The organism is Marinobacter sp. es.042, from assembly GCF_900188315.1.
GTDB lineage: Bacteria > Pseudomonadota > Gammaproteobacteria > Pseudomonadales > Oleiphilaceae > Marinobacter.
This window is the reverse complement of record NZ_LT897781.1, coordinates 1,655,647-1,668,419: the sequence shown is the minus strand read 5'-3', so window position 1 is coordinate 1,668,419 and position 12,773 is coordinate 1,655,647. Positions and strand designations below refer to the sequence as shown.

Below are 12,773 nucleotides of genomic sequence, written 5' to 3'. Positions count from 1 at the left end.
GGCTGCCAATTCTAAAGCGCCGCTGGTGAATCGCCAAACTCTTGGGGCAGGGCTGCTAAACTGTGATGCACGTCAGGTCTACACAAAAGGTGACAAAATCTGACACAACCTGACGTGGGCAGCTCGTATCATGTGAAGTGGAGAAATAAACAGGCAATTGTGTAATACAAGGCGGAGCAGCGAGATGGTGCACGATAACAAGGTTGTCAGCTTTTCAGGCCAGAAACCGCCCGCCCGGTTTTCTTTGCCTGCGTCCCTCGTGCGCCTTCGTGACGCATCGGGTCAGTCCCTCAAGTCCGTTCTTGCCAGTTTTTTCGATCGTGCCGATGATGCCCTGTTTGAACTCGCCGACAGAGCCGGCTCCAACCTCGACCAGACCGCCTACTTTGATGCCATGCGGGAGCTCAGGCTTCGTCGCAAGGCCATGGTGGTCTCGATCCTCCAGTATGTCAGCCAGGCGTTCAATGAGATCGGCAGGTTCCAGCCCCAGCAAAGCGCCAAGTCCCTGGATGAAGTTGACGAGGACTCTCTCAGCCTCGTTGACCATTCCCAGCTTGAGCAGCAGGTGGCAGTCGACAATCTCATAAATAAACTCCGGAACCGTTATACCGAACAGATCCGTCTGCTTACCGTCCGGGTTGGGCATCTGGTGCCGGGTATTGAGCTGAAAGACGCGCAAATGCCACTGAGCCCTGAGATCATCTGCGGCGGTGTTGCCGAGGCCTGTGCCGACCTCGACATTGATATCCGGGCCAAGCTGGTGGTTCTGAAACTGTTTGATCGCCTGCTTGCCGATACCCTCGGTGATTTCTACAAAGAAGCCAATCGCACCTTGATCAGTGAAGGCGTAATGCCTGACATGAAACGACCGCCCACCGGCAAGGTGCCCTCCCGCTCCGGTCAACGTGGGTCAGCAGAGAGTTCAGGGCCGCCAAGTGCCAGCGGGCGGGCGGATTCCGCCAGCGAGAGTCAGGGTATGTCTCAGTCACAGGCCACTTTCTCGGAGCTCAGCGCGCTGTTGCACCGCGGCGAGTCTAATGCGGTCACTGGCGGATCTCCGGTGGGCGAAAGCTACATTGATACCGACAGGCTCATGGCCCGTTTGACTGAAGCGCAGTCGAGCAGCAGGCAATGGGGTGAAGGTACCGTTGTACCTCTGGACGAACAGCTTCAACCCATCCTGCGTTCCGGCGATGGCAACAGCCTCAGCGTTGGGCAGGTCGACAGTGACGTGATCAATCTGGTTTCCATGCTGTTCGACTTTATTCTGGAAGATCGCCAACTGCATCCGGTGATGAAAGCATTGATCGGGCGCCTGCAGATTCCGGTGCTGAAAGTGGCGCTTAGTGACAAGAACTTTTTCAATCGGGGCGGCCATCCGGTTCGAAAACTGCTTAACGAGCTGGCACTCTCGGCCATTGGCTGGACCGAGAAGAAGGCCGGGCAAAGAGACCCGCTTCGGGATAAAATCGAATCGGTGGTAGATCGGGTTCTGACTGAGTTCACTACCAACGTCTCTCTGTTCGAGGAGTTGCTGAAAGATTTCAGCCACTTCATGGATCTCGATCGCCGGCGTCGTGAGCTCGTCGAACAACGTCTTCGGGATGCTGAAGAAGGGCGTGCTCGTCAGGAGCGGGCGTCCCAGGCGGCGGAAGGCCTGGTTCAGGAGCTGACAGAACAGCGGGACGTACCCGAACCGGTTGCCGGCCTCCTGAGCGAAGCCTGGACCCGGTACCTGCAATGGGTTGTCCTCCGGGAGGGCGAGGACAGCGACCGGTGGCAGCACGCCCGGAACCTGACCGAGCAGCTGGTCTGGAGTGTGGATCCGCGCCCGGTCACTGATACCACCAGGTCAGATCTGCTGAGGGCAATACCGGCCATTGTGGACGACCTTCGCAAGGCACTGCAGGATATTTCCTGGGACCCGTTTGCCACCGATGCGGCCATTCGCGACCTTGAACTTGCCCACGTGGACGTTTTCCAGCGATTGGTGACGGCTCCGTCCAGGCCGGAATCACCTTCGGAGCCAGGGGATCTGCTCGTTCCGGAACCCGCTGCTGAGCAGCCCGTCGAGCCCCCTGAGCCGGCGGCCGAAGACGCTGTCAGAGCAACGCCCGCGCCGGCCGAGCCCGAAGAGCCTGTTTCTGTGGTCAGCGAGACTGCCTCTCAGGCCTCACAGGCGGACGCTGATGCGCAGACTGCCTCAGTATCTCCAGAGTGGCTGACAAAGGCCGAAAGCCTGCGTGTGGGTTCCTGGATTGAACTCACCCGCGACGAAACCCGGGTGCGCTGCAAGCTCGCGGCCTTTATCAAGGCCACTGGCAAATATATCTTTGTGAATCGCAGTGGTGCGAAGGTGGCAGAGTATCTGCGTCAGGAACTGGCCGCCGACATGGAATCCGGGAAAATCAGCATGCTGGATGATGGCCTGATCTTCGACCGGGCACTGGAGTCGATCATCGACAACCTACGCAGCAGCCGCAAGGACTGATTCGTAGCAACCGTGGCAACTTTGTGATTCAATCAGAGGCTGTAATGCTCTGAAACTTTTGGAATTACTTTGCCCGATTCAGACGTTTTTTCCGAACGCCCCTCAGCCTCTGGTACCGATGGAAATTCGCTTCGCGAAACCGGGCGGATTTCCTTCGCCCGCTGGACCCCTTCGCCGAATTTCGGGCCTCGTCCGGATGGAGCGGGCATCTCTCTTCTGGTCGTCCACAATATCAGCCTGCCTCCGGGCCAGTTTGGTGGCCGCGAAATAGAAGACTTCTTCTGCAACCAACTCGACCATTCTGCGCACCCCTACTTCAAGACTATCGAGGGCGTCCAGGTGTCTGCGCACCTGCTGATTCGCCGCGATGGCGCGCTGGTGCAGTTTGTCAGCCTGCTTGATCGGGCCTGGCATGCCGGCCGATCGTGTTTTGAAGGGCAGGAGGAATGCAATGATTTTTCCATCGGGATTGAACTGGAGGGGACCGACGACACCCCTTACACCACCGAACAATATCGCATGCTGGCGAAAGTGGCGGACCTGATTATGACGGCCTGGCCGGATGTCACGGCCAATCGGATTACCGGGCACTGCGACATTGCGCCCGGCAGGAAGAGCGATCCCGGCCCGGCTTTTGACTGGCGGTATTTTCGGTCAGCCCTGGAAATAGTCCGAGGATCGGGGAGGAACGTCTGAATGGTATTTGTTGTGTTTCTTCTGGCCTACATGGTGCGCAGGCGTCTGGATTCCCTGGACATGCTGTCTGGCGATGAGGTCTGGCGCCGTTGGTTCCGCTACGGCAGCCGGGTCAGGGCGGGCCATGAATCGGGGATAGCGACCGGGTTGGCACTGGTCCTGTTGCCGGCCCTGATACTGGGGCTTGCGGAATACCTGCTGGTGTCTTCTGGCTGGAGAATGGCGGCTTACCCGCTGGAGTTCCTGGTGCTGGTCGTCCTTATGGGAACGCCGGGCTGGCGACAGGTACTGCGGGCCTATGCGGAGGCGTGGCATCGGGGAGACATGCAGTCGGCCTGGCATCATGTGAAAGACCTTCTTCCGGCCGATGAACGGGGAGCCGCAGTGTCTCCCGAGGCCATGCACCTCTCCCTGTCCAAGGCACTGATGGTTTCGGTGTTCCAGCGCTTTTTTCTGGTGGCTTTCTGGTATGTGGTTGGCGGTATCGGTCTCGCGGTCCTGGCGCGTGGGCTGGTAGCGCTCGCCGAGCAATGGCCGCAGGCGCCGGCGAGGCCCAGGTTTGCAAAAATGTCCGACCTTGCCGGCTGGATTCCTGCCAGGCTTTTGTCGTTAACGTTCGGAATTGCCGGAGATCTGGCCGGGTGGCTGCGTCAAACTCGCCAGACTCTGACCGGAATCTCCAAAAAAGCGGGTGAGGTACTCATGATTTCGGCCAACGGGTCGTTAACCGGGTATGCACTGGATCCAGCGAGGTTTTCCCGGATTCACCCGGATGAGTGGACAGCGTTTGGGGGAAGGAGTCTGCGAGCGGTAAGGGATCTGCTGAACAGAAGCATGCTGGTATGGATATGCATACTCGCCCTGCTGGTTATTTCCGGCGTCGTTTAGCCCGGATTTTATAAAACATTACAGTTTAACAACAAATAAAGCTTAAGTTTTTAAGACTTTAGGCGACAATAGAAGAAAAGAATTAACGTTCAGTGGTTATTTGCCAGCACGAGGGTCCCTGTGAAGCAACTCATTAATCCTGCCATTGCCCTGATGAACCGGCTGCCGATGGTCTACAAGTTCAGTCTCATCAGCATTCTGTTCCTTTTACCAATTGGCGGGCTGTCCTGGCTTGCCATTTCCGAGCTGAATCGCTCGGTTCAGACCATGACCCGGGGTGTCGAGGGGCTGGAGCAACTCCAGCAAGTGGATCGGCTGGTGGATGCGGCGATGGATTATCGAGACTATCGCTCACCGGCGATCATCAAGGATGAGAGTGCCATTACCGCAGTTTCCGAAGAAGCGGCCAGTGAGATTGATAACCTGCTGGCGGCTCTGACCGCAGAAGAGCGCTCGTTCGATACGACTGGCTCCTGGGCCGATCAGGTTGAAGGCCTTCGCCAGGAGTGGGAAGCATTGCGGGCCGATGACAATTATCAGGGCCGCTTCGATCCTCAGTTCAAATATTATCAGGAGTTCGTCCAGAAGGCACAGGCGCTGCTTTCGGCCACCATTGAAATCTCTAGTTTGGGGCAGGGAGCCTCAAGAGAAAACCAGTTGATTCTGGGCCTGATCCAAGACTCGCTCCCGGCTGCACGCACCGTGATCGGTCGGGCAAAATCCTACGGAATCTTCGCACTGGTTGAGGGGCAGGTAGGTTACGCTCTGAGCGAAACCCTGAACGAAATCTATGACCAGTTGACCAATCGCACCTCCTTGCTTTCGCCGGCCTTGGCTCTTGCTTCTGAATCGTCGCCGGCCCTCGTCAATCGGGCAGGCAACGCGATTCAACGGGTTGACGAGAGTTTGATGGTGGTTCGGGATCATCTGGATCTGAACGTGATAACGCCCATGCGTCTGGAAATGCCGTGGACCGAATACGACGATCTGATTTCCGCGCAGTTGGCCCATTACGATGACGTCAAGACGGCAGCGTTCAGCGTGGTCGAGTCGAACCTGCGCGCAAGGCTCGAGAGTGAAATCAACCAGCGTCGCCTGATCGTGGTCGCCCTGATCGCCGTGCTGCTTGTGGTTGTCTATCTCTACATCGGCTTCTTCATGTCGGTACGTACCGCCATCAACCGCTTCAGCGAAGCCGCGCGGAACGTTGCCGCCGGCGACATGACCACGCACATCAGTTTGCGCAACCGCGATGAGTTGGGCGAGTTGACGACGGAATTCAATAACATGACCGACCGGATTGCAGAGCTGATTCGCTCCGTCAGTCGAACCACGTCGGACGTCGACCAGCAGGCAACCCGTGTCAATGACACCGCTGCGGCCAACAGCGAAGCCGTGGCGCGTCAGATGGAAGAAAGCGGCCAGATCAATGAAGCCATGAACCAGATGGTTGAGGCGGTTCATGAAGTCACCGAAAGCGCGCACCGGGTTGCGGACAGCGCGAGCAATGCCGAACAGGACACAGAAACCGGCCGGGGCGTGGTGGCCGACACGGTTGAAACTATCAACAAGCTGGCGGGTGAAATCTCAGGTGCGGTGGAAGTGATCAACCGGGTCAGCAAGGACAGTGACAACATCAGTCAGGTGCTGGTCGAGATCAAGGCCATCGCCGAGCAGACCAATCTGCTCGCCCTGAACGCCGCGATCGAGGCGGCCCGGGCCGGGGAACAGGGGCGTGGATTCGCGGTGGTTGCCGATGAGGTCCGTTCGCTGTCACAGCGCACGCACAAATCGACGGAAGAAATCGAAGGCATGATTTCCCGTCTCCAGAGCGGCGTCAAAGACGCGGTGTCGGCCATGACCAACAGCAGGGACGTGACCGAGGCAACGGTGCAGAAGTCCGGAGAGGTGACAGAGGCCCTGGACAGAATCGCCAAGGGCATCTCCGTGATCGTGGATATGAGTCACCAGATCGCCCAGGCCGCCGAAGAGCAGTCTGCCGTCGCGAAAAACGTGAACTCGAACGTCGAGCAGATTGGCGAGCTGGGCCAGAAAACCGCCGCCAATGCTGAAGAAACCCTGGGTTCTTCCCGAGAAATGTCTCAACTGACAGCGTCGCTTCAGCGTCTGGTGGAAGCCTTCAAGGTCTGATCGGTGCGACCTTCACGCGCGATCAGGCGCATAAAAAATCCGGCCCTCAGAGGCCGGATTTTTTTTGTTCCCAGAGAATCTCTTCGCCACCCTCGCGCCGGGCCAGCACGCGGGCGATGACAAACAACAGATCCGAGAGTCGGTTCAGGTAGTGCCGTGAAGCGGTGTTGATGGAGTCCTCATGGCCGAGGGCGACGACAACCCGCTCTGCACGACGGCAGACCGCCCGGGCAAGGTGACATTGGGCGGCGCCGGGGCTGCCGCCGGGCAGGACAAAATTCTTCAGCGGTGGCAGGCCTTCGTTGTGCCGGTCCAGGGTGCCTTCCAGCCATTCGATGTGCTCGTCACCGATGACACGGCTGCCAGGGATGGCAAATTCGCCCCCCAGGTCAAACAGATGGTGCTGAATGCGGCGCAGGCTCTCCACCAGTTCGTCGTCGCTGTCCAGGGTTTCGATTAGCAACCCGATATGGCAGTTGAGTTCATCAGCGGTGCCCATGGCTTCAACTCGCTGGGCATTCTTGGCAATCCGGTTGCCATCGGCCAGGCCCGTGGAGCCATCGTCTCCGGTGCGGGTGTAAATCTTGGAAAGGCGGTTGCCCATCAGTCTGCTCCTGTTAATGTGACGACAGTTGTTGTACCCGTTCGGTCAGCATTTGGTTCACCGGCGTGTCGATACCGAGTTCGTTTCCGAGTTTTGCCAGATACCCGTTGATAAAGTCTATCTCGGTTTGGCGTTTCCGGAGAACATCGGCACGCATGGACGATGTGTTGCCGGCGGTGTTTTGAGCGACCTGTTCAATGCGTTGGCGCAGGGTATCCGGTGTTTCCGTGATCTGGACGGCGGCGCTCATCAGCTCTGACAATTCCCGGCAAAGCTCGTCGATGGTGTTCTGATATAGCCCTGCAGACAGGATTTCGCCATTGGGGCAGTTCAGGATCGCGGTGTAAGGATTGATGCCCGCATTGATGATCAGTTTCTGCCAGAGTCGTTGGAGGATGGCCGGCTCTGGATGAATGGCCAGGCCGGAGTCTTCCAGCATGGCGACCGCGCGGTCCACGGCGAATCTGGCCGGCTTCGTCAGCGGACCCACCCAGGTATCGCCGGTACCGGCATGGACGAGAAGTCCCGGTTCAGGTCGATTCGCACCCTCGGTAGTGCTTGCGGCCAGGATCGGGCGCTCCGGCCAACGTTGGGCGACAGCTTGCTGGCTGCCCAGTCCGTTCTGGAAAAGCAGGATGGGGGTTTCAACGGGTAATTGGTCGATCACGCCTGCCACGGCGTTCAGGGTATCACCGGCCTTGGTTGTCACCAGCATCAGGTCCGGCGTGTCACTGGCCCTGAGGAAGGGAATCTGTATGGAGGTTTCCGGCCCCTCAAAGGGCCGGAAACGGTAATCGACGCTTGCGTCGATGGGCTCGCCCGGTCTGGCCATGAAGGCAACGCAACCGTTGGGTAGCATTGCGCCCCAGAGCCTGCCCAGAGAGCCTGCACCGAGAATACCGATCATGCCGGTTACATGGCCTCGATATCGGCCCTTTGCTGGCTCAGGCGGGCCTGGCTGCTTTGGGCGTCCCGGAGTTTTTCCTGTTCCTTCTCGACCACCTCGGCCGGAGCCTTGGCCGTGAACTTCTCGTTACCCAGTTTACCCTCCAGGCGACCGATCTCTTTCTGCAGGCGCTCCAGCTCCTTGTCCAGACGCTTGAGTTCGGCATCCTTGTCAATCAGGCCGGCCATGGGAACCAATACTTCCATGTCTCCCACCAGTTGGGTGGCAGACATGGGGGCTTTGTCACCCTCAAACCAGTCCAGGCTCTCCAGCTTCGCCAGGGAACTCAGGAACTGGCGATTGTCATTCATGCGACGCTGATCCTCGGCGTCTTTGCCACGCAGCAATACCGGAATCTTTTTCGCCGGCGAGATGTTCATTTCGCCCCGGATGTTTCGCACGGCAACGATCACGCCCTTGAGCCATTCAATATCAGCGGTAACCGCTGAATCCTGCTTGGTGGCATCCGGTTGCGGGTAGGCCTGCAGCATGATGCTGTCGCCGGCCTTGCCGGCCAGGGGGGCAATCCGCTGCCAGATTTCCTCGGTGATAAACGGCATCATCGGGTGCGCCAGGCGCAGAACGGATTCCAGTACGCGCACCAGGGTGCGACGGGTGCCACGTTTGGCTTCGGCACTGGCGTCTTCATCACTGAGCACAGGCTTGGACAGTTCCAGATACCAGTCGCAGTATTCGTTCCAGATAAACTCATAGAGCGCGTAGGCCGCCAGATCGAAGCGGTACTGGTCCAGGTGACGGATCACGTCCTGCTCGCAGCTCTGCAGCTCGCTGATGATCCAGCGGTCTGCCAGAGACAGTTCCACGGGCTCGTCATTCACACCACAGTCTTCGCCTTCCGTGTTCATCAACACGTAGCGGGCTGCGTTCCAGAGCTTGTTGCAGAAGTTGCGGTAGCCTTCCAGGCGCTTCATATCCCAGTTGATGTCGCGGCCGGTCGTTGCCATGGCGGCAAGGGTGAAGCGCAGGGCATCGGTGCCGTGGGCGGTGATGCCCTCCGGGAATTCCTTCTTCGTGCGCTTGCCGATTTTCTCGGCCAGCTTGGGCTGCATCAGGTTGCCGGTTCGTTTCTCCAGCAGGTCATCCAGGCTGATGCCGTCGATCATGTCCAGCGGGTCGATCACGTTACCCTTGGACTTGGACATCTTGTCCCCGTGCTCATCACGGATAAGGCCAGTGACATAGACGGTATGGAAGGGTACCTGGGGACTGCCGTCTTCGTTCTTCATGAAGTGCATGGTCATCATGATCATCCGGGCTACCCAGAAGAAGATGATGTCGAAGCCGGTGACCAGCACGTCGGTCGGATGGAAGGTTTTCAGGCGCTCGGTGATCTCTGGCCAGCCCAGGGTGCCGAACGTCCACAGGGCAGAGCTGAACCACGTATCAAGAACGTCTTCATCCTGCTCGAGGGCGACATTGGCGTCCAGGTTGTGCTTCTGGCGCACTTCATCTTCGCTGCGGCCCACGTAGATATTGCCGTCGGCGTCGTACCAGGCCGGAATGCGGTGGCCCCACCAGAGCTGGCGCGAGATACACCAATCCTGGATATCGCGCATCCAGGCGAAGTACATATTCTCGTACTGCTTGGGTACGAACTGGATACGACCGTCTTCCACCGCTTCAATGGCCGGCTTGGCCAGGGTCTTGGCATCGGCAAACCACTGGTCGGTGAGCATGGGCTCGATAATCAGGCCCGACCGGTCACCGCGGGGGACGCTGAGCACATGGTCCTCGATATTCTCGACCAGCCCCTCGGCCTCCATATCGGCAACAATTTGCTTGCGCGCCGCTTCGCGGGTCAGGCCAGCGTAGGCGCCCGGCATGGTGCCGTCGAGTTCGGTGTTTTCGGTGCCGTCGGCATTGAACACCTCGGCCACGTCCCGGATGTTGGCGTCCTGGGTCATGACGTTAATCATCGGCAGGTTGTTGCGCTTGCCCACGGCATAGTCGTTGAAGTCGTGGGCCGGGGTGATCTTCACGCAACCGGAGCCTTTCTCCGGATCGGCGTGATGGTCGGCAACGATGGGGATACGGCGGTTCACCAGCGGCAGCATCACGTGCTTGCCAATCAGGTGCTGATAACGCTCGTCTTCCGGATGCACGGCCACGGCCGTGTCACCGAGCATGGTTTCCGGCCGGGTAGTGGCTACGATCAGGTAATCCTTGCCATCCTGGGTTTGCGTGCCGTCAGCCAGCGGGTAACGCAGGTGCCAGAAAAAGCCTTTTTCTTCCTTGTTTTCCACTTCCAGATCGGAGATGGCGGTGTGCAGTTTCGGGTCCCAGTTCACCAACCGCTTGCCGCGATAGACAAGTCCCTCGTCGTACAGGCGGATAAACACTTCCTGAACGGCTTTGTAGAAGCCGTCGTCCATGGTGAAGCGTTCGTTGTCCCAGTCCACGGAATTGCCAAGGCGGCGGATCTGGCGGGTGATGGTGCCCCCGGAGTGCTCTTTCCAGTCCCAGATGCGCTTGATGAATTCTTCCCGGCCTAGATCGTGGCGGGTCTTGTCCTCTTCCGCAGCGAGTTTGCGCTCAACCACCATCTGGGTGGCAATGCCGGCGTGGTCGGTACCAACCGTCCACAGTGCGTTACGGCCCTGCATGCGCTTGAAGCGGGTGAGGGTGTCCATGATGGTGTGCTGGAACGCATGGCCCATGTGCAGGCTGCCGGTTACGTTGGGCGGCGGGATAGCGATGCTGTAGGACTGGCCTTCACCGCTGGGGCGGAAGTACCCTTTGGATTCCCAGTTTTCGTACCACTGGCGCTCGATGTTTTCTGGCTGGTAGGTTTTTTCCATGGGGTTCTGCAGTGACCGTTGGTTGATTCACAAGGGAAAATTGAGACGCACGATTATACATGGTCGCCCTGTTTGCGGCGAACCTAACGCTTCCTCTGATCATGCACCCGGGGTTCAATCCCCAGTGCCCGCAATTGCTTGAAGTGTGACCGCGCCTGATTAAGAACATTCGGGTCGTTATGGGCAACCAGGGCCAGTCGCTTGAACCGGTCGGCATCCGCCGGCAAGGTTGCGGAGAGAATGATCACGGTATCCCAATCCTCTGGCGCCGGCGGGCAAAGCAGAATGCCAACGGGGTCGGAGCAGGTTGTGGCAGAGTCCGGAACAACGCTATGGGGGATGAATGCGTCCGGGCTGAAGTTCCAGAGCAGGTCGTCCAGCTCATCTGCGTGTTGCATGGTATCGCACACGACGCACACGCGGTCGCCCTGCTGCCAGGCTTTGTCCACGAGTTTTGCAGCGTGGAGATTGCGGGCGGCGGGCGTGTTCTGGGCAAGGATGTGAAACCAGTAGCGCTGGTTCCGGTCTTCCTGTCCGGAGTGGCCGGCAGCTGGGCTGCCGGTCTCCGAAGAGCTGGAGGGCTTACTTTCCTGCATGGGACATCAGGTAGTCGACCAGCATGGGCACCGGGCGACCGGATGAGCCCTTGGCTTTGCCGGAGTGCCAGGCGGTGCCGGCGATGTCCAGGTGCGCCCAGCGATAGTCCTTGGCAAAGCGGGAAAGGAAACAGGCCGCTGTTATGGTCCCTGCAGGGCGGCCACCAATGTTGGCCATGTCGGCAAAGTTGCTGTCGAGCTGGCTCTGGTATTCGTCCCAGAGCGGCAGGCGCCATGCCCGGTCACCGGCACGCTCGCCGGCGGCAAGAAGCTCGTTGGCCAGCTCATCGTTGTTGGCCAGCAGGCCGGTGGCGTGATTGCCAAGGGCAATGATACAGGCGCCGGTCAGGGTTGCCAGATCGATGACGGCGGCCGGGTCAAACTTCTTCACGTAGGTGAGGGCATCGCACAATACCAGGCGCCCCTCGGCGTCGGTGTTGAGGATTTCAACAGTCATGCCGGAGAGCGTGGTCACGATATCGCCAGGGCGGGAAGCGCCGCCATCCGGCATGTTCTCTGCTGCGGCAATCACAGCCACCACGTTGATCTTGGGTTGGGTTTCGGCGAGCACTTTCATGGCGCCGAAGACACTGGCGGAGCCGCCCATGTCGTACTTCATTTCATCCATGCCCTCGCCGGGCTTGAGGCTGATACCGCCGGTGTCGAAGGTGATACCTTTGCCCACAAGTACGTGGGGCTTGTCCTTGGCCTTGCCACCGCGGTATTCCATCACGATCAGTCGCGGCGGTTGGGTGCTGCCTTTGCCCACGGCCAGGATGGTGTTCATGCCCATCTTTTCCATCTGCTTTTCGTCAAGCACTTCGGTCTTGATGCAGTCGTAATCCTTGGCCAGCTTCTTGGCTTGCTGAGCCAGCCATTCCGGGTGGCAGATGTTGGGCGGCGTGTTGCCCAGATCCCGGGTGAGATTCATACCACGGCCGGTGGCCAGACCGAGGTTGAAGGCGTCCTTGAGGGCCTTGCCGGCACTGGAGGCATGCACAATGGCTTTGTTGAGCTTCCGGGCGGCGGGTTTTTCGCTCTTGAAGTCGCTGAAGGTGTAAAGCTGATCTTCAAGGGTCCGGCCAATCAGGCTGAGACGGGCTGCTTCAGAACTCACAGCTTCTTCGCCAGTTACAGGGGTATCTGCGAGGGCGATCGCGACGCTTTTGGACGGACCGTCCTTGAGCGCGGTCATCATCGCGATCAACGCTTTACGGTAGTTGGCAGGGCTGCGATCTTCATCCTTGCCAGTGCCAACCACAAGCAGGCGAGTCCAGGGCTGATCGGTCAGGGGAACAGACAGAGTAGTCGCATTTTTGCCTGACAGGTCACCGGCCTTCTGGAGTGTCTTGATCATCCCACCCAGAGCCTCATCGGCCTGATTCGTCGAATCGGGCCAGGTGCCTTTCTCAGGCAAGCCAACTACGAGACAGTCTGCTTTGGTGCTGGCGATGGCTTTACTGCTCAGGCTGAAATTCATGGCAACTCCTGTTGATTGTTCACGAGGCTCCCGCCGGCGGCGGGAATCGTTCTTGATTATGATCTAGTCTAGCATTGGGGCTTGCGGGGAAATTATCAAGCG

The 12,773-nt window shown here is 58.8% G+C and carries 9 protein-coding genes; 4 read left to right on the top strand and 5 right to left on the bottom strand.

Annotated features, from left to right (window positions below):
• The first annotated feature begins 184 nt into the window (after positions 1-184).
• The 4 genes from CFB02_RS07880 (at position 185) to CFB02_RS07865 (ending at position 6,226) form a co-directional block, all read left to right on the top strand.
• Entirely contained in the window at positions 185-2,491 is a 2,307-nt protein-coding gene (locus CFB02_RS07880; RefSeq protein WP_088557575.1) for a DUF1631 domain-containing protein, read from the top strand.
• A 69-nt stretch (positions 2,492-2,560) separates the two neighbouring features.
• Positions 2,561-3,187 (top strand): 1,6-anhydro-N-acetylmuramyl-L-alanine amidase AmpD, encoded by a 627-nt coding sequence (gene ampD / locus CFB02_RS07875; protein ID WP_088557574.1) that lies wholly within the window; start codon positions 2,561-2,563, stop codon positions 3,185-3,187.
• On the top strand, positions 3,188-4,075 hold the full coding sequence (locus CFB02_RS07870; protein WP_088557573.1) for a histidine kinase: 888 nt from the start codon (positions 3,188-3,190) through the stop codon (positions 4,073-4,075).
• A gap of 120 nt (positions 4,076-4,195) precedes the next feature.
• Positions 4,196-6,226 (top strand): methyl-accepting chemotaxis protein, encoded by a 2,031-nt coding sequence (locus CFB02_RS07865; protein ID WP_088557572.1) that lies wholly within the window; start codon positions 4,196-4,198, stop codon positions 6,224-6,226.
• Between the two features lie 46 nt (positions 6,227-6,272).
• On the opposite strand, the gene CFB02_RS07860 is transcribed toward CFB02_RS07865, so the two are convergent.
• The 5 genes from CFB02_RS07860 to CFB02_RS07840 all read right to left on the bottom strand — a co-directional run bounded on the left by CFB02_RS07860 (position 6,273) and on the right by CFB02_RS07840 (position 12,671).
• On the bottom strand, positions 6,273-6,830 hold the full coding sequence (locus tag CFB02_RS07860) for a cob(I)yrinic acid a,c-diamide adenosyltransferase (RefSeq protein ID WP_014576743.1): 558 nt from the start codon (positions 6,828-6,830) through the stop codon (positions 6,273-6,275).
• Between the two features lie 13 nt (positions 6,831-6,843).
• Positions 6,844-7,737, bottom strand: a complete 894-nt coding sequence (locus CFB02_RS07855) for a ketopantoate reductase family protein (protein WP_088557571.1) — start codon at positions 7,735-7,737, stop codon at positions 6,844-6,846.
• Positions 7,738-7,742: 5 nt separating this feature from the next.
• Positions 7,743-10,595 carry a valine--tRNA ligase gene (locus CFB02_RS07850; RefSeq protein WP_088557570.1) on the bottom strand — a complete coding sequence of 951 codons (2,853 nt, stop codon included), beginning with the start codon at positions 10,593-10,595 and terminating at the stop codon, positions 7,743-7,745.
• Between the two features lie 83 nt (positions 10,596-10,678).
• Positions 10,679-11,191, bottom strand: a complete 513-nt coding sequence (locus CFB02_RS07845) for a DNA polymerase III subunit chi (protein ID WP_053114924.1) — start codon at positions 11,189-11,191, stop codon at positions 10,679-10,681.
• Complete coding sequence (locus tag CFB02_RS07840; protein WP_088557569.1) at positions 11,178-12,671, bottom strand: leucyl aminopeptidase; 1,494 nt, start codon at positions 12,669-12,671, stop codon at positions 11,178-11,180. Before CFB02_RS07840 ends, CFB02_RS07845 begins: the two co-directional genes overlap by 14 nt.
• Between the last annotated feature and the right edge of the window lie 102 nt (positions 12,672-12,773).